General features: G+C 35.7%; 15 protein-coding genes and 1 pseudogene. 15 read left to right on the top strand and 1 reads right to left on the bottom strand.

The window, feature by feature from the left end; all coding sequences use genetic code 11:
- Positions 1 to 34 precede the first annotated feature (34 nt).
- The 12 genes and pseudogenes from SYNTR_RS07745 (at position 35) to SYNTR_RS07695 (ending at position 16,373) form a co-directional block, all read left to right on the top strand.
- Positions 35 to 1,450 carry an ICP22 family protein gene (locus SYNTR_RS07745; protein WP_156203976.1) on the top strand — a complete coding sequence of 472 codons (1,416 nt, stop codon included), beginning with the start codon at positions 35 to 37 and terminating at the stop codon, positions 1,448 to 1,450.
- Between the two features lie 262 nt (positions 1,451 to 1,712).
- Positions 1,713 to 4,055 carry a DNRLRE domain-containing protein gene (locus SYNTR_RS07740; RefSeq protein WP_156203975.1) on the top strand — a complete coding sequence of 781 codons (2,343 nt, stop codon included), beginning with the start codon at positions 1,713 to 1,715 and terminating at the stop codon, positions 4,053 to 4,055.
- Positions 4,056 to 4,355: 300 nt separating this feature from the next.
- A complete protein-coding gene (locus tag SYNTR_RS07735) occupies positions 4,356 to 8,324 on the top strand; it encodes a DNRLRE domain-containing protein (protein ID WP_156203974.1) in 3,969 nt (1,322 codons plus the stop codon).
- Between the two features lie 38 nt (positions 8,325 to 8,362).
- The gene (locus tag SYNTR_RS07730) at positions 8,363 to 9,568 is read left to right on the top strand and encodes a hypothetical protein (RefSeq protein ID WP_156203973.1); all 1,206 of its coding nucleotides are present in this window, start codon (positions 8,363 to 8,365) and stop codon (positions 9,566 to 9,568) included.
- Positions 9,569 to 9,593: 25 nt separating this feature from the next.
- Complete coding sequence (locus tag SYNTR_RS07725) at positions 9,594 to 9,872, top strand: hypothetical protein (RefSeq protein ID WP_156203972.1); 279 nt, start codon at positions 9,594 to 9,596, stop codon at positions 9,870 to 9,872.
- A gap of 159 nt (positions 9,873 to 10,031) precedes the next feature.
- A pseudogene (locus SYNTR_RS11625) lies at positions 10,032 to 10,544 on the top strand (glycosyltransferase family 2 protein); the annotation flags it as partial.
- 225 nt (positions 10,545 to 10,769) lie between these two features.
- On the top strand, positions 10,770 to 11,849 hold the full coding sequence (locus SYNTR_RS11620) for a tetratricopeptide repeat-containing glycosyltransferase family 2 protein (RefSeq protein WP_243140278.1): 1,080 nt from the start codon (positions 10,770 to 10,772) through the stop codon (positions 11,847 to 11,849).
- 156 nt (positions 11,850 to 12,005) lie between these two features.
- Positions 12,006 to 12,980 carry an arsenic resistance protein gene (locus SYNTR_RS07715; RefSeq protein WP_156203970.1) on the top strand — a complete coding sequence of 325 codons (975 nt, stop codon included), beginning with the start codon at positions 12,006 to 12,008 and terminating at the stop codon, positions 12,978 to 12,980.
- Between the two features lie 150 nt (positions 12,981 to 13,130).
- On the top strand, positions 13,131 to 13,802 hold the full coding sequence (locus SYNTR_RS07710; RefSeq protein WP_156203969.1) for an N-acetylmuramoyl-L-alanine amidase: 672 nt from the start codon (positions 13,131 to 13,133) through the stop codon (positions 13,800 to 13,802).
- Between the two features lie 223 nt (positions 13,803 to 14,025).
- Positions 14,026 to 14,685 (top strand): cysteine hydrolase family protein, encoded by a 660-nt coding sequence (locus tag SYNTR_RS07705; RefSeq protein ID WP_156203968.1) that lies wholly within the window; start codon positions 14,026 to 14,028, stop codon positions 14,683 to 14,685.
- A gap of 100 nt (positions 14,686 to 14,785) precedes the next feature.
- A complete protein-coding gene (locus SYNTR_RS07700) occupies positions 14,786 to 15,652 on the top strand; it encodes a glycine betaine ABC transporter substrate-binding protein (protein ID WP_156203967.1) in 867 nt (288 codons plus the stop codon).
- Positions 15,653 to 15,827: 175 nt separating this feature from the next.
- Positions 15,828 to 16,373 carry a GbsR/MarR family transcriptional regulator gene (locus SYNTR_RS07695; RefSeq protein WP_156203966.1) on the top strand — a complete coding sequence of 182 codons (546 nt, stop codon included), beginning with the start codon at positions 15,828 to 15,830 and terminating at the stop codon, positions 16,371 to 16,373.
- 159 nt (positions 16,374 to 16,532) lie between these two features.
- On the opposite strand, the gene SYNTR_RS07690 is transcribed toward SYNTR_RS07695, so the two are convergent.
- Positions 16,533 to 16,730 carry a cold-shock protein gene (locus tag SYNTR_RS07690; protein ID WP_156203965.1) on the bottom strand — a complete coding sequence of 66 codons (198 nt, stop codon included), beginning with the start codon at positions 16,728 to 16,730 and terminating at the stop codon, positions 16,533 to 16,535.
- Positions 16,731 to 16,926: 196 nt separating this feature from the next.
- On the opposite strand from SYNTR_RS07690, the gene SYNTR_RS11725 reads away from it, so the two are divergent.
- The 3 genes from SYNTR_RS11725 to SYNTR_RS07685 all read left to right on the top strand — a co-directional run bounded on the left by SYNTR_RS11725 (position 16,927) and on the right by SYNTR_RS07685 (position 18,975).
- Positions 16,927 to 17,055, top strand: coding sequence for a hypothetical protein (locus tag SYNTR_RS11725; protein WP_279285946.1), 129 nt, complete (start codon positions 16,927 to 16,929; stop codon positions 17,053 to 17,055).
- A 332-nt stretch (positions 17,056 to 17,387) separates the two neighbouring features.
- Positions 17,388 to 17,522 carry a hypothetical protein gene (locus tag SYNTR_RS11720; protein WP_279285945.1) on the top strand — a complete coding sequence of 45 codons (135 nt, stop codon included), beginning with the start codon at positions 17,388 to 17,390 and terminating at the stop codon, positions 17,520 to 17,522.
- A gap of 115 nt (positions 17,523 to 17,637) precedes the next feature.
- On the top strand, positions 17,638 to 18,975 hold the full coding sequence (locus SYNTR_RS07685; RefSeq protein ID WP_156203964.1) for an NfeD family protein: 1,338 nt from the start codon (positions 17,638 to 17,640) through the stop codon (positions 18,973 to 18,975).
- The last annotated feature ends 16 nt before the right edge of the window (positions 18,976 to 18,991 follow it).

The raw sequence follows: 18,991 nt of genomic DNA, 5'->3' as shown, positions 1-18,991 counted from the left end.
AAAGTATATAAACTTATTTTAAGGGGAGAACTTAATGCACAAAAAGTCTAAGAAGAGTAAAAAAAGTAAAAGCACTAAAACAGATGTTAAACTTAGTATGTTAAAAAAAATTAATTATGAGTTGCGTAATCCTGCTTATGGTTTGCGAGAAATTAAGAGAGAAATAAGAATTATTGAACGTGAAGTAACAAAAAACAAGAAAGTTAAAAAAAGGAAAAAGGGTGTACGAATAAAAATATTAAGAAAAATATTAAATAACCAGAAAGATATAAAAAACGAGTTAACAAATCCAGTATATGGATTAAAAGAAATTAAGAAAGAAGTTAGAACAATAGAAGAGGCAATATTTAAGATCGGAGTAACAGGAGCAACCGGAGCTACTGGAGAAACCGGAGCAACAGGAGCAACAGGAGAGACCGGAGCAACAGGAGAAGCTGGAAACACTGGTGCAACAGGAGAGACTGGGGCGACCGGAGAGGAAGGAAACACTGGTGCAACAGGAGAGACTGGGGCGACCGGAGAGGAAGGAAACACTGGTGCAACAGGAGAGACCGGAGCAACAGGAGAAGATGGAAATACAGGAGCAACAGGACCGACTGGAGCAACAGGTGAGGATGGAAATACAGGAGCAACAGGAGAGACCGGAGCAACAGGAGAAGATGGAAATACTGGTGCAACCGGAGAGACTGGGGCGACCGGAGAGGAAGGAAACACTGGTGCAACAGGAGAGACCGGAGCAACAGGAGAAGACGGGAACACAGGACCAACAGGACCGACTGGAGCAACAGGTGAGGATGGAAATACAGGTGCAACAGGAGAGACCGGAGCAACAGGAGAAGATGGAAATACTGGTGCAACCGGAGAGACTGGGGCGACCGGAGAGGAAGGAAACACTGGTGCAACAGGAGAGACCGGAGCAACAGGAGAAGATGGGAACACAGGACCAACAGGACCGACTGGAGCAACAGGTGAGGATGGAAATACAGGTGCAACCGGAGAGACTGGGGCGACAGGAGCAACCGGTGAAATATTAAACTATGCAGATTTTTATGCGTTAATGCCACCCGATAATGCAGCAACAGTTGCTGTCGGTGGAGATGTAGAATTTCCACAAGATGGACCTACTAGCGGGACTATTATTTTCCGTACTGGTCCTAGCACATTTAATTTAGCTGAAATTGGCACTTATCAAGTCTTGTTTCAGGTGAGTGTGAGTGAAGCGGGTCAATTAATTCTAACACTCGATGGAACTGACCTAGACTATACGGTGGTCGGGCGAGCAACAGGTACTTCTCAAATAGTAGGAGTGGCCCTTGTGGAAACAACAGCCATAAATTCAATACTTACTGTGCAAAATCCTGCAGGCAATCCAGGAGCACTAACAATTACTCCTTTAGCTGGAGGAACGAGAGATGTTTCAGCACATCTTGTTATCATACAAATAGCTTAAAGAAAATAGGATAGCAATTTATAATAAATGTCATATAACGCATTTCTTTTTAGCAAATCTTTATGGGGTATGAGTTATGTCTATACCCCTGCCTTCATTCTTTTATTCAAGCATTAGATATTCATAAATAAAAGTATTATTGGTCTAATTCATGTTAATGCATCAGAAACAATAATAAGCATTAACATTAACCCAAATGACATTTATTTCATATAGTATAGAGTGTCCTTAAATTATATTTTCAAAAATAAGGAGGTTTATTATGTCCTCAATAACAATAATACCGTTTCAAGATGTGTATATAACGGAATGGTTTCCAAATGATAATTTCAGTACAAGTCATGCTCTTTTTGTAAGTAACTATCAATTACCTGGAGATATATATAGATCATTAATACAGTTTGACCTCAGTGATATACCAATAACAATTAATGTAATATCAGCAGAATTACAATTATTTATGTATCGTAATGAAGTAACCGGAAGTATACCAGTAGACGCACTTAGAGCATTAGCTAATTGGAACGAAAACTTTGTAACATGGAATACTCAGCCACCGTTTAGTATTATTCCTGATGGGACAGTTATAATATCAGATACTACACCAATGGGATTTGTTTCAATGGATATAACAGACTTAGTAAAAGGTTGGATAGATGGGTCTATAGTAAATAATGGGATATTTTTAATTGGTGACGAAGTAATGAATAATCTAGTCGCCTTTTACAGTACAAAATTTATGGATAGTTCTCAATGGCCGAGGTTAGTTATTGAATTTGAAATAGAACCTGGAGCCACTGGAGCAACTGGTGAAACAGGAGCTACCGGAGAGACCGGAGCCACCGGGGCAACAGGTGCAACAGGTGCAACAGGAGAGACTGGTGCTACTGGAGAAACCGGAGCAACAGGTGCAACTGGAGAAACGGGAGTAACAGGATTAACAGGAGAGACCGGGGCTACTGGGGCTGATGCATTTGTTACAGATTATGCCTATATTTATAACAATACTGATCAAGTTGTAGAGGTGAATAATAATGTAGCTTTTGATACTAAAGGTATAATGCTGGGTGGAATAGGACACCTTATTGGATCAGATGATATTGTAATTTCTACACCAGGTGACTATCTTGTTACTTTTTCTATAACTGGGGCAGATATTAACCAATTTGCGCTATTTCTCAATAATTCACTTGTACCAGGCACAATTTATGGTTCAGGAAATACTAATCAACAAAATACTGGTCAGGTTATCTTATCAGTTTTTAGTACATCTATTTTAAACCTTAGAAATTATGTATCAAATACTACTGTTGCTCTGCAAACGGAACAGGGAGGAAGTGCGGTTAATGTAACAAGCTCAATTTTTATACAAAGATTGCATGAACAAACGAGTGTCAATGTAAGTACGTCCCCAGAACTGTTAGCAGCACTTCAAAATAATGACATTAGCAATATAAATTTGACTCCAGGTATATATGATTTAAGTGGTTCTGCTGTGTCTAGAACAACCGCAGTTAGTGTTCAATCAATAGCTCCCGGAGCACAAATTCAGTTTGCAGATAATCAAGATTTAACTTATATAACTATTAGAAACAATGTTAGTCTTATAGTTAACACTATTTATAACGCTACACAGTTAATGTTTTATCCTAATATTGATGCTGCTATAGTAGCATCAAATCCATTTGACGAAATAATTATTTTTCCAGGAACTTATACACAAGGGACTCAGATACAGATTACTCAACCAATAGCCATTCGGGGTTATTCAGCTGACAATACAATAATACAATTTGATTCTTCTTTGATAGTAAGTCTTATTATTGCTTCTGATAATGTTATTATTCAAAATCTTCATTTAATCGGGCCAACAATGACAACTGGTGACAACTGGCTTTTTCAAATATCATTAAAAGGATTTCCTTCAGATTTTTACGAAAACATTACAATAAGTGGTTGTATTATTGAAGGCGGAAGAAGAAATGGATTTATATACGCTTCAAACTTATCTATTGTTGGATGTAAATTTATTCATACTGGAAACAGAAACTCTTTAAATATTGTTGCTACTCAAGGATATACATTAATATCACGTAATACATTTCAAGGTGATGAAAATAGCTTAGCTTCTATCACTTACGAAACTGGAGGCAATGAAATTACTAGTGGAACAATTATTATTAGAGATAACATTTCTACAAGATTTACACAATTTGTTTTGTTTAATACATTCCTTTGGGAAAACATAGAGCAGTTACTGGTTAAAAACAACCAAATAGATCATGAAGACCGAAGTGGAAGTTCTATAATTTTCCTTCCAATAGCTAATTTTGCTGAATTTAATTCTATAATAATAGAAGAAAACATTATTGTTAATCCAAACATTGATCGCTTAGCTGTGCTTTTGGATTATAGATTCGGAGGAAGTGCAGAGCCAAACTTTGAACAAATTAAAATTTTTTTTAATACATTTGATGTAGCACAGCCTTGGGGAAGTATAGGCTATACAGTAGATCCTAATTACCCCATTGGTTTTAGTACTGGTGCTCCTATAGGACTAACGTTAGATGTTTTTGAAATAGTTGGTAATATAGTAATTCCTTAATAAAATTTCTTTTAAAATTATAAGAATGATTTTATTAGATTCATATTCAATTTAGGAAATTAGCATTCATCAACTCTTTTCCTAATTTTAGCAAATCTTTATGGGGTATGAGTTATGTCTATACCCCTGCCTTCATTCTTTTATTCAAGCATTAGATATTCATAAATAAAAGTATTATTAGTCTAATTCATGTTAATGCATCAGAAACAATAATAAGCATTAACATTAACCCAAATGACATTTATTTCATATAGTATAGAGTGTCCTTAAATTATATTTTCAAAAATAAGGAGGTGTATTATGTCCTCAATAACATTAATACCGTTTCAAGATGTGTATATATCGGAATGGTTTCCAAATGACAACTTTGTTACTAGTCATTCTCTTTTTGCAAGTAACTTTCAATTACCCGAAGATATATATAGATCATTAATACAGTTTGACCTCAGTGATATACCAACAACAATTAACGTAACATCAGCAGAATTACAATTATTTATGTATCGTAATGAAGTAACCGGAAGTATACCAGTAGACGCACTTAGAGCATTAGCTAATTGGAACGAAAACCTTGTAACCTGGAATAATCAGCCACCGTTTAGTATTATTCCTGATGGTACAGTTATAATATCAGATACTACACCAATAGGATTTGTGTCAATGGATATAACAGACTTAGTAAAAGGTTGGATAGATGGCTCTATAGTAAATAATGGAATGCTTTTAACTGGTGACGAAGTAATGAATAATCTAGTGGGCTTTTACAGTACAAGATTTATGGATAGTTCTCAATGGCCAAGGTTAGTTATTGAATTCGAAATTGAACCTGGTGCAACAGGAACGACAGGACCAACAGGAGCGACCGGTGCAACCGGAGAAGATGGAAACACAGGTGCAACCGGAGGAACAGGAGCAACCGGTGAAGACGGAGAAGACGGAAACACTGGAGCAACCGGAGAGACCGGAGCGACAGGTGAGGATGGAAATACCGGTGCAACTGGAGGAACAGGAGCGACCGGTGCAACCGGAGAAGATGGAAATACTGGAGCAACCGGAGGAACAGGAGCAACCGGTGAAGACGGAGAAGACGGAAACACTGGAGCAACCGGAGAAATAGGAGCAACAGGAGAAGATGGAAATACTGGAGCAACCGGAGAAACAGGAGCAACAGGTGAAGACGGAGAAGATGGTAATACAGGTGCAACTGGAGAGACTGGAGCAACAGGTGAAGACGGAGAAGATGGAAATACAGGTGCAACCGGAGGAACAGGAGCAACCGGTGAAGATGGAGAAGACGGAAACACTGGAGCAACCGGAGAGACTGGAGCAACAGGCGAGGATGGAAACACTGGTGCAACCGGAGAAATAGGAGCAACCGGTGAAGACGGAGAAGATGGAAATACAGGTGCAACTGGAGAGACTGGAGCAACAGGTGAAGACGGAGAAGATGGAAATACTGGAGCAACCGGAGAAACAGGAGCAACAGGTGAAGACGGAGAAGATGGTAATACAGGTGCAACCGGAGGAACAGGAGCAACAGGTGAAGACGGAAACACTGGAGGAACCGGAGAGACCGGAGCGACAGGTGAAGACGGAGAAGATGGATATACTGGTGCAACTGGAGAGACCGGAGCGACAGGTGAAGACGGAGAAGATGGATATACTGGTGCAACTGGAGAGACTGGAGCAACAGGTGAAGACGGAGAAGATGGATATACTGGTGCAACTGGAGAGACTGGAGCAACAGGTGAAGACGGAGAAGATGGATATACTGGTGCAACTGGAGAGACTGGTGCAACAGGAGAAGACGGAAACACTGGAGCAACCGGAGAGACCGGAGCGACAGGTGAGGATGGAAATACCGGTGCAACTGGAGGAACAGGAGCGACCGGTGCAACCGGAGAAGATGGAAATACTGGAGCAACCGGAGGAACAGGAGCAACCGGTGAAGACGGAGAAGACGGAAACACTGGAGCAACCGGAGAAATAGGAGCAACAGGAGAAGATGGAAATACTGGAGCAACCGGAGAAACAGGAGCAACAGGTGAAGACGGAGAAGATGGTAATACAGGTGCAACTGGAGAGACTGGAGCAACAGGTGAAGACGGAGAAGATGGAAATACAGGTGCAACCGGAGGAACAGGAGCAACCGGTGAAGATGGAGAAGACGGAAACACTGGAGCAACCGGAGAGACTGGAGCAACAGGCGAGGATGGAAACACTGGTGCAACCGGAGAAATAGGAGCAACCGGTGAAGACGGAGAAGATGGAAATACAGGTGCAACTGGAGAGACTGGAGCAACAGGTGAAGACGGAGAAGATGGAAATACTGGAGCAACCGGAGAAACAGGAGCAACAGGTGAAGACGGAGAAGATGGTAATACAGGTGCAACCGGAGGAACAGGAGCAACAGGTGAAGACGGAAACACTGGAGGAACCGGAGAGACCGGAGCGACAGGTGAAGACGGAGAAGATGGATATACTGGTGCAACTGGAGAGACCGGAGCGACAGGTGAAGACGGAGAAGATGGATATACTGGTGCAACTGGAGAGACTGGAGCAACAGGTGAAGACGGAGAAGATGGATATACTGGTGCAACTGGAGAGACTGGAGCAACAGGTGAAGACGGAGAAGATGGATATACTGGTGCAACTGGAGAGACTGGTGCAACAGGAGAAGACGGAAACACTGGAGGAACCGGAGAGACCGGAGCGACAGGTGAGGATGGAAATACCGGTGCAACTGGAGGAACAGGAGCGACCGGTGAAGACGGAGAAGACGGAAACACTGGAGCAACCGGAGAGACTGGAGCAACAGGCGAGGATGGAAACACTGGTGCAACCGGAGAAATAGGAGCAACAGGTGAAGACGGAGAAGACGGTAATACAGGTGCAACTGGAGAGACTGGAGCAACAGGTGAAGACGGAGAAGACGGTAATACAGGTGCAACTGGAGAGACTGGAGCAACAGGTGAAGACGGAGAAGACGGTAATACAGGTGCAACCGGAGAGACCGGAGCGACAGGCGAAACCGGAGCAACAGGCGCAACGGGGACATTTGATGAAGAGGCAACTATAGAAAATGTTGGACCTGATGTTAGCTCACAATTTAATGAGCTTAGAACTGCAGAAAAAACCCCTTTAATAGAATTAGTTTCTGTATATGGATTATCTGATTTAAGAGATATTGTAATTACTGAAGGAGCAGGAGAGGTAGACAATAATGGTACAGAATTTGTATTAAGTACAACAACTAATGGTACAGATAGTGCTATTTTGGATACTGCTGAAAGAGGTAGATATGAACCTGGATTTGCAGGAGAAGCAGGGATAGGAATACGACTTCCAGTAGCTCCTGTTGGTAATCAGGTTGTTAGATGGGGTTTATTTGATGATGAGAACGGATTATTCTTTGGTCAAAGTGTTGCCGATGGAATTTTTGTTGCTATTAGACGAGAAGGAGTAGATGCCATAATTCCCCAATCTGCTTGGAATGTTGACCCACTAGATGGAACAGGACCGAGTGGAGCGACGCTTGATTTATCAGATGGAAATATATTCCAGCTAGTATTTACTTGGTATGGATATGGTGTTTTGGAATTCAGAGTTGTAGTACCAGATCCCACAACTTTAGCTCAAGAGGTTATTACAGTTAACAGATTCACACCAAGCGGAGAAACTAGTTTAGCTGATCCAAATCTGCCAGTACGTGCTGAAGTTTCTAACAATGGAACTGAGACTCCAATAGAATTATTTGTTGGAGGTAGGCAATATAGCATAATAGGTGAGTATGGGCCTGTTTTCCGAATAACTTCAGAGAGAAGAACTGTAACGGCTGCAGCAACTATTACACCAGTTGTTTCATTTCAACGAAAAGCAGAATTTCCTGCAGGTTCAGGAAGAGCAAATTCTGTTAGCGTAGATTTAGAGGGGATCGATTTAGTTACATCCCAAGATATTTTTTATCAAGTAATATTAGGTGGAACTATTGATGGCACTTTTGAGACCTTCCCAACAGCTACTACAAATATTCCTAATAATGAAACAGCTCTACTTGTTAATATTACCTCTTCTGAAATTATTACAGGTGGTCAAGTGATATTGCAAGGATTAGCAGCAGGTGCTCGTGGAATAAACCGTGTATTAGCATCAGCTAGTTTGCTTAACTTTGAACTCCCTGATGATGAGATTGTGACACTTGCGGTTGGAAATTTAGCAGGTGGTAGTAATACTGTATCAGCTGTATTTAGGGTTACTGAAGAATGGTAATTTATATATTTATACTCTAATTGAGAGGAGGTCAACTGGTGTCAGATATAATAATAGCTAATATTGGTCCAGCAGTTAACTCACAGTTTAATGAATTAAGAGTAGCTAAAAGAACTCCTATTGTGGAACTGACTTCGGTTTACGGAGTATCAAATTTAAGAGATGTTGTTTTTACAACTGGTAGTGGAACAGTTACAAATAATGCTACTGAATATGTAGTAAGTACAACTGCTGATGGAACAGACTCAGCTATTCTTGAAAGTGCATTAAGGGGCAGATATGAACCGGGTTTTGCAGGAGAAGCTGGCATAGGTGTGAGGATTCCTAACATGCCAATAGGAAATCAAGTTGCAAGATGGGGTTTATTTGATAATCAAAATGGTTTCTTTTTTGGAGTTGATAGTAATGATATTTTTGTGGTTATTCGTAGAGGTGGAGTAGACACTGAGATTCCACGATCTGCTTGGAATGTTGATCCACTAGATGGAACAGGGCCAAGTGGGGCTACATTAGACTTAAGTGAAGGAAATATTTATCAAATATTATTTACTTGGTACGGATATGGAACAATTGAATTTCAGGTAGTACTTCCTAATCCTACAACATTAGCTCAAAAAGTAATTACTGTACATCGATATGTTCCGATTGGCTTAACAAGTATAATAGATCCTAATCAACCATTAAGAGCAGAGATTGACAATGATGGTACAAGTGAAAGCTTTGATTTATTTGTTGGTGGTAGAGAATATACTATTATAGGGAAATACACCCCTACTTTTAGAGTGACTTCAGAACGAAGGACTGTTACTAATGTAACATCTACCCTAAGACCTGTTATATCTTTTGTTAGAAAGGCAGAATTTCCTGCTACAGGTAGGCCTAATTCGGTTCAAGTTGAATTAGAAGAAATTAATATTATTTCTACAACAGAATTATCCTATCAGGTTTTATTAGGTGGTACTATAGATGGTGCATTTGAGACGTTTCCGACTGTTACTACTAATATTCCTAATGATGAAACTGCTCTTTTAGTAAATAGAACTTCTGAAACTATTACAGGTGGAGAAGTGGTTTTCCAGGGTGTTACAGCAGGAGGAGGATTCTTTAGTAGAGTTGTAGCTACTGCTGAATTATTAGATTTTACTTTACCTATTGATGCAACAGTTACTTTAGCAGTAGCAGATATAGGTGCAAGTGGTAATAACACAGTGAATGCAGTATTTAGGGTTGTAGAAAGCTGGTAAAAATTTTTTATTAAGGGCTGTCATTGTGGAAGTTGAAGTAACAACAACTACCAGTACTTCTTATGATTATACAATAACTTATATCTTACACGATGGCACTAATGCTCTTGCAACTTTAACAATTGAAAGAGAAGATGACAGTGGGGCAGGAGTAGTGCGAGTTCTATCTGAAATTCCTAATTTAACTTGGGTTGATTTACCTGGAGCTGGTACCACAACGTATGAAATAAGAATTACAGTTTCCGGTACAAATATTGACAGTGCACAAGCACTTATTAGAGCATTAAATGCTGTCATATTCTAATAGCAATTTACATTTAAATATTAAAATCTAATTCATTAGGGGCTGTTTTTGTATTTTCAAGGCAGCCCATTAATATAAATATTTATTAGATTAAAAAGGTTTCATTATTCACATATTTTATTAATAAACTAGTTACGAATATTTATTGAAGGTGAATTTATGAAAATAAGTTTAGTTTTATTAACACATAATCATTTACAAATGATTCAAAAAGCTCTTGAGCGTATTGAAAAGTATGCTGATTTATACGAATTAATTATAGTTGATAATGGTTCACCAAAAGAAACTATAGAATATTTGCAAGCTAAAATGGATATTAAAACTATTTTTAACTCGGAAAATGTAGGCATTGCAAAGAGCTATAATCAGGGGTTTGAGTTGTCTAGCGGAGACTATATACTGTTTATGAGTCAAAACAGTATATTAACTAAATACTCTTTAAGTAACATGATGCAATGCATAACAACTCAGCCTAATGCGGGAATAGTTGGGCCAGTAAGTAATGATGTCAGTGGACATCAATGTATTCAATTACCATCTAAAAATATAATAGAAATAGATTCATTTGCAGAAAAAAATCACAATCAAAATCTAGGGCTTTTTAAACAGACCTTTAGATTATTAAGTCATTGTATGCTGGTTAAAAGGGAAGTGTTTTTAGCTCTAGGTGGTTTTGATGAACGGTTTGGTATTGGAACTTACGAAGATGATGATTTCTGCTTACGAGCTATCAATAAAGATTATACTTTGTATATAGCACTCGATTCTTTTGTTTATTATATCAACCCACTATCTCTACCTACAGCTGATATAGATTATTTTAATAAACTACTCAAGGAAAACAAACAAAAAGCCATTGATAAATGGGGATTTAATATAACAGATTATCTTTTAAAGATGAGGGTTCCTATAACAATTAGTTTATGTATGATAGTAAAAAATGAAGAGAAAGTTTTAGCGCGTTGTTTGAATAGTGTTAAAAATATTGTAGATGAAATTATTATTGTAGATACAGGTTCAACTGATAAAACTAAAGAAATAGCCTCAATTTTCACAGAAAAAATATATGATTTTACTTGGATAGATGATTTTGCCGCTGCTAGAAATTTTGCTTTTAGTCTTGCTACAAAGGAATATATACTTTGGTTAGATGCTGATGATATTTTAACAGAAGAAGACGGCCTAAAATTACTTTCCTTAAAAGAAAATTTAGATCCTGTTTATGATTCGGTTACTATGAATTATAATCTTTCATTTGATGAAAATGGAAATGTAACTAGTAGTCTTAGAAGAAACCGTCTAGTAAAACGTTCTAAAGGTTTTAAATGGATTGGAGCAGTACATGAATATTTAGCAGTACATGGTAAAGTTTTGGATAGTGATATTGCTATAACACATAAGCGAGAGTCGCATGATTCAAAAAGAAATATTAGAATTTATGAAAAACGGTTAGTTAATGGTGAAGATTTTTCCCCACGAGATCAATATTATTATGCTAATGAATTAATGGATCATCAAATGTATGAAAAGGCCATAGAATGGTATCAGAAATTTTTAGAAACTGAACAGGGGTGGGTAGAGGATAACATATCAGCATGTAGAAAATTAGTAGATTGTTTTATTAAGCTTGGTGACCATGAAAAAGCTAAATATTATATTTTTAAATCATTTTTATATGATACTCCTAGGGCGGAGCTCTGTTGTAGATTGGGCAATTTATTTAGTCTAAAAGAAAACTATAAACAAGCTATATTTTGGTATAAGTTGGCTACTCAACTAGAAAAGCCAGAACAAGTTCGTGGTTATATAGATCATGCTTCATGGACGTGGGTTCCTCATATACAGCTTTGCGTTTGTTACGATCGGCTTGGACAATATGAATTAGCCTATAAACATAATGAGTTAGCTGCACAATATGTTCCTAATAATAAAAATGTTTTACAGAATAGGGAATATTTAAAGAAAAGATTAAATTAAAATAAAAGATTAAATTAAAATAGTTTGAGGAACAAGGGAGACACTGCTAGTCTCCCTTTATTTGTTTTATAAAAAAACGATTATTTCTATTATTTACTTTACATAGTTAGTATTTAATAACAAAACCTAACTTAACTATAAAACTGGTGATGTCAGATGAAAATAATAATGGCTCCAAAAAATAATATTGCTTTATCTGTAGTTATTACGTTAGTTTTAGGTTTTAATGTTGGGTTATTTATAGATACTACATCTTTGACTCAATTTATTATTCCCATAACTATGCTTATGGTTTTCCCTAGTATGATTGGTTTTAGATTAAATGAAGTATTAAACCTAAATAATAAATTACTGCTAGTAGCATCTTTGGTAATGAATTTTGTAATTATACCCATTTCAGCTTTTTTTATAGGAAGTATTTTTCTTTTCAATCATCCAGAGCTATTTGCTGGACTAGCTGTACTTGCAATACTACCAACATCTAATATGGCTATAGTATATACATTAATTGCGGGTGGAGACGTAACCACTACAATTAAGATTATGGTTTTTAGTATTATTTTAGGTGCTATATTAGCTCCATGGTATTTACTGGTTATGGTTGGAAATCATGTGCTAATAGATACTTTTGCTATATTAAAAACTATAGGGTTAGTTATACTTATTCCCCTAATTCTTGGATTAATAACTTACCATATTCTTTTAAAAAAGTTTACAGAACAGTATTTTGAAGAACGAATAAAGCCTATATTTCCAGCTATAAGCGCATGGGGAATGGTATATATTATTTTTTCTAGTATAAGTTTAAATTCACACACATTAATTAATCAACCTAGTATTTTAATACTTGCTTTTTTTGTGCAAGTATTTTTTTATACAATGAATTATTTAATATCGATGATAATAGGTAAGCTGTATTTCAAAAGAAAAGAAGCTATTGCTTTTGTATTTAGTACTGCACATAGAAATTTAGCTATTGCAATAGGTTTAGCAACTACTATATTTGGAACTAATGCTGCTATTATGGTGGCAGTAGCTATATTAGTACAGAGTCAATTTGGGGCAGGGTTTATTAAATTCTTAGATATTAAGGAAAAGCCTCAATTTTTATTTAAACCATGGTCAAAATAAGTTCTGTCACTTCTTATTTATTATAATTTTACTTACTTTTTATTTTGTAATCATCCTTTATATTTTACTAAATTTATAGCAGCAGTTTTTTAAATTTCCGCAAGACAACAAAAATTAGTATATTTCATATAATTATATAGAGGTGAGAAAATGGCAGAATTTAAAATTGAATGGGTGGGAACTCCAAATTATAGAAAGGGAAGAAATGGGCGCAAGCCTATAGCGATAGTAAATCATATAACTGATGGATTATACCCAGGCACCTTACACTGGATGCAAAATCCTAATGCAAGAGTTAGTTCTCATTATTTAGTAACTAAAGATGGAGAGATATTTCAATTAGTCAAGGATGAGGATACAGCCTTTACTAATGGAGTGGTAAACCAACCAAGCTGGATTTTATATGATGGTACTAATCCTAATGCCTATACTTTAACTATAGAGCATGAAGCTTTAGCAGGTGAGTCATTAACTGAAAAACAATACCAAGCTACTTTATGGCTTCATAATAAGCTAATTGATAAGTGGGAGATACCAGTTACAAGAGATCATATTATTGGCCACTATCGTATTGATAGTGTAAACCGACCTAACTGCCCAGGTGAAAATTTTTCTTGGGATAGATTGTTTAATGACCTTAAAAAAGGAGAGGATAATGTGAGTGTACCTGAATGGAAAGTTAATATAATGAAAGAAGCTAGTGAAATAGGTTTAATAGACATTAAACAACATGAACCAGATGAGCCAGCTAGTAAATGGTTCGTATTGGGAGTTGTACTAAATTTTATAAAAATACTGCGTAAATCATTAGGTGAGAAATAATAAAATATAAAATTATATTTAATCTGTAGTATTTATGACTATTTAAAAGTATTTGTAAGCCAAATAAAAAATACGAGGTGATATCCTCGTATTTTTTATTTCAGCTAATGATATGAAAATTGCACATGAAAACACTTAAAGATATTATATACAAAACGTTTAAAATATTTTAAACAAATTAAACAAATATAATAGTTAAATATATAAAATGGAGGAATAAAAAATGAAATTAAATGAAACAGCACTTCTACTAATAGACCTACAAAAAGAAACCAAATATGATTTATTAGAACTTGATAATGTAATTAGTAATACTAAGGAGTTAATTAGCCAATGTAGAAAATTAGAAATCCCTATTATTTACACTCGTCATATTAACAGGCAAGACTGTGTTGGTCTTGCATATAAAGATCCATTAGATAAAAATGGTGAGCCTATTTTTTATAATTCAAATACAGATAGTATAGAAATATTTGATGAAATAAAGCCGGAGCAAGAGGATATAGTAATAGACAAGCATCGTTGGAGTGGTTTTTACCAAACAAGCCTAGATCTTACATTAAAAAGTTTAAATACAAAGCATTTAATCATTGGAGGCTTAGTAACGGATGGTTGTTTAATGACTAGCGTATTTGATGCTTTTGCCAATGACTACCAAGTTAACTTAGTTAAAGATATATGTTCAACTACTAACATTGGTGCACACATGTCTTCTATTCTTATAATGTCTAATTGGGTTTATGGAATAGAGGTTTACGATACAAAAGAACTTATTAAAAAACTAGACGGAAAAAATTATAAAGCTTGGAAATGGACAGAGCCAGATGAATTAAAATTTGATGATAACAACATCGCAGAGGTTTTTCAACAATTAAATAAATAAAAAGGTAGTATAAAAGAGTTTGCAAACTAGCCAATGGGGAGGTGTGTTTGGCAAAAAATAGATAGCAAACTGTTAAAACATATAGGAGGGAAATTAAAAAATGCTAAAAATGAGAAGTAAAATAGCTTTATTAACAATTATAGCTTTAATAGCTTTTAGTGTAGTTGGATGTGGTACTACTGCACAAGATGAAGAGCCTGTAAAAATTGTATATGTTGAATGGTCATGTGCAACTGCAGCTTCACATGTTGTAGCAGAAGTGCTCGAAAGTGAAATGGGGTATGATGTTGAATTAATACCTGTAGGTTCAAATGTAGTTATATATGAGGCGCTAGCTAATAGAGATGCTGATGTAACAGTTTGTGCTTGGCTACCAGTTACAGATGGAGAATATGTGGAACGTCATGCCGATAGTCTCGAGAACCTAGGCCCTAATATGGAGGGTGCTATAGTAGGCTTTGGAGTACCAGAATATGTGACTATTGATTCAGTAAAAGAAATGAATGATTACAAACACAAATTTGATCAAAAAATAGTTGGAATTGAAGCTGGTACAGGAATTATGATTAATGCTGAAGATGCTATAGTTGACTATAACCTTGATTTTGAACTTATTGAAAGTAGTGATGCAGGTATGACTGCTGAGTTAGATCGTAAAATAGCTAGAGAAGAGTGGGTTGTTATAACTGCATGGAGCCCCCATTGGAAGTTTAGTAGATTTGATTTAAAATTCCTTGATGAACCAAAGAACTCTTTTACTGATGAAGAGCATATTGATACCATAATACGTAAAGGTTATGGGGATGAGCAACCAGAGGTTGTAGAATTTCTTGATAATGTCTACTTTGAAACTGAAGAGTTAGCAAGAGCTATGGATTTAGCCCAAGATGAGGGTGCTACACCGGTAACAGCTGCACAAGAATGGGTTGCTGAAAATGAAGATATTGTTAACAGCTGGTTGCAATAATAAATAAGTAGAGCATATGAAATAAACAGTATATATAATGATATAAAAAATACGAGGGTTATCCTCGTATTTTTTATTATTAAAATATAATTGCATATTTTCAGGGAAAAATTTAAAATAAAACAAATTGTGTAAAACATTTAAAATAAATTAAATAAATTGAAGGGGTATTACTATGGGAAAAAATCAATTAACACAAATAGAGGAAACTAGGGATATCATGATAAGTGCTTTAGCTCAAACTATGGTTGTTTACGGTGTTACACCTTCTATAGGTAGAATTTATGGAGTTTTGTATTTTTCTCGTGAACCAATGTCCTTAGATGGTATAGCTAAAAATGTTGCTATGAGTAAAGGGAGTGTTAGCAATGGTTTGCGCAAGTTATTAGAGTTGGATATGGTGATTAAGGTTTGGGAAAAAGGAAGTAGGAAAGATTATTACATCGCAGAAAAGGATTTTTTTAAAAATTTTATTTCATTTTTTGTTAATAACATGCGCCAAGAAAGAAATATTTATATGAAGGCAGCTGAACAAGTAAAGCCTTTGCTTGAAGAAATTGCTACTAACCCTGAATCTGATAGGGTGAAAGAAGAAGTTAATCAAGATTTAAAAGATATGGAGAAGGCATTTATATTTTATGAGTGGCTACAGCGATTTGCATATGCATTAGAATCAGATGATATATATAATTACTACCCCAAAAAACAAATAGAGGACTAATTTGTTGAAATAGCACTTCTACTAATAGACTTAAAAAGACCGGTTGTTTTTGCGAAGCTTTGCCGAGCCACAGGCTGGTTTTCGCAATTATAAAACAGCCCCTAACATCTTATTGGGGCTGTTAATTTATTTAATATAAAGTTATTTAATAAAAAGTATTTAAACAACTTTTACATTAGCAGCTTGTTGCCCACGAGGACCATTAGTCATCTGAAATTCTACACGTTGTCCCTCAGATAAACTTTTATAGCCTGAAGAATCTATAGCTGTAAAATGTACGAATACATCCTCACCTTGTTCGTTTTGAATGAATCCATAACCTTTACTATTACTAAACCATTTAACTGTTCCAATCATTTTAATAACCTCCTAGAAATATTGTATTAGTATTGTTTCCATATGCGCTTTTATTTTTACATTGTATATTTATCCTTTTTTGATATCAGATGGAAATAAAATAATTTTTTGTTATGAAGTCTTTATATAATAAAAGCATAATACTATTGGGTTTAATAAATAATAAACTTATAAAAATTAACTAGGAGGTAATAGAATGGATAATAAGAACAGATGTAATCAATGCAATAACTCAATTGAGCCAGAACAACTAATGGAATTAAGTGAACATGGGTTAGATATGTGTATGGAATGTGCTGAGGAAATAATAATTTGTCAATATTAGAGGAGATAATAAAAGCTACCCTATAAAGTTAAGCTTTATAGGGTACTTTCTTATTTATTGACAGTTATTTAAATTCTGCAAAAAGTAACTAAAGGTTTCACTGCGAAAAGCTATTATCTCTATTTTGGCATAGCAATTATTTTCTAAGATGAATTTTTATTTATTACTTTGCTGTGATCTATGCACCACGCCTTGCCATTCGGGACTTAGATAAACATGTTTGCTCGGCCTTATGTTTTTTGTAGTTACTTTTTTAAGAATCAACTAATAGTATAATATTATTGGTTTATTAGATAATAAAGGTATAAAATTAAATAGGAGGTATGCTAGATATGGATAATAGTTACAAGTGCAGACAGTGCAGCAACCTAATTGATGAAGAACAATTAACAGAATTAAGTCAGCATGGTCTTGATATGTGTATAGAATGTGCTGAACAAATGATCATTTATCAATATTGGGGGTAACATCTATTTTAGCAATTCATCAATGAAGTTAATTGCTAAAGAATGCAGTTTATCATAAAATTAGCATTGAAGGTAAAAATATCTTTTTTCTTTATTGAATTAGTGGGTGAAAATTATGAATAAATCTATACTTAAATTTTTTAAATTAATATTATTCTTATTCTTACTTATGCTATTATTTCCACCTATAGCATATAGTGAGAATAATCAAACTCAGGTAATAACTGTTACAGTAGATGACACAGTTACTGCAGGTACTGCACAACAGGTATCAAGGGCTATTCAAGTTGCTGAGGCCCAAGAAGCTGAGGCTGTGGTAATACTACTAAACACTCCAGGTGGATTAGTTAATGCTACTTTAGAAATGCTTGAAGACATAACTAATACAGATATTCCTATAATAACATATGTAACCCCTCAAGGAGCAATTGCTGCTTCAGCAGGAACATTTATTTTAATTAGTGGTGATATAGCTGCTATGTCACCAGGTACAACATGTGGAGCTGCTATGCCTGTTACTATGGGAGGGGCAACTGAATCTACTCAGGCAGCAGATGAAAAAACTATTAATTTGTTAGCTGAGCATGTTAGGGGTATAGCTGAAGAAAAAGGAAGGCCTGGAGATATTGCGGAAAAGTTTGTAACTGAAAATCTTAGCCTTACTTATAATAGAGCACTTGAAGAGGGAATAATCGAAGTAGTAGCTAATAACTTACCAGAGCTTCTTGAAATTGTAGATGGACGTGAGGTTACAACCCAAGCTGGAATAATAACACTAAATACAGCTGGTGCAGAAATAATAGCATTAGAAAAAAATGCGGTAGAACAAATAACTCATTTGGTTAGTAATCCACAAATAGCGGTAATCCTAATGATGGTTGGAATATATGGGCTAATTATAGGATTTAATTCCCCAGGTTTTTTTGTACCAGAGGTACTTGGAGGAATAAGCCTACTTTTAGGCTTGTATGGCTTAGGTTTATTTGAAGTTAACTTACTAGCGGGTTTATTGATACTTTTAGGATTAGTTCTTTTAATAGCAGAAGCATTTACACCAGCTTATGGAATACTTGGGATAGGAGGCGTGGTAAGTATTGTTCTGGGGATTGTTTTCTTGCCGATGGAGCCTATGATGCCAAATGAGTGGTTTGGAACCTTTAGAGTACTTGCAGTATCTATTGGTTTAATTAGTGCTCTTTTTGTTTTCCTTATATTAACTAATATTGTTCGTTTAAGAAAGAAGAATGTAGTGCATGGAAAAAAAGAATTTAGCTTTGATGAGGCTGTTGTTATTGAAGAATTAAATCCCAAAGGGCTTATTAAGGTACAGGGTGAAATTTGGCGTGCTACATCAAGTGATGGTAGTACTATATCAGAAGGAGTATCAGTAAAAGCAGTTGACCGGCAAGGGATGCTTGTGGTTGTAGAACCATTAAGTAATAAAGAAGAATAATAAATAGGAGGGTATA

It is taken from the genome of Candidatus Syntrophocurvum alkaliphilum (genome assembly GCF_009734445.1).
GTDB classification, from domain to species: Bacteria; Bacillota; Syntrophomonadia; order Syntrophomonadales; family Syntrophomonadaceae; genus Syntrophocurvum; species Syntrophocurvum alkaliphilum.
Note: the sequence above shows the minus strand (reverse complement) of the source record. Positions and strands in the feature narration are given on the sequence as shown.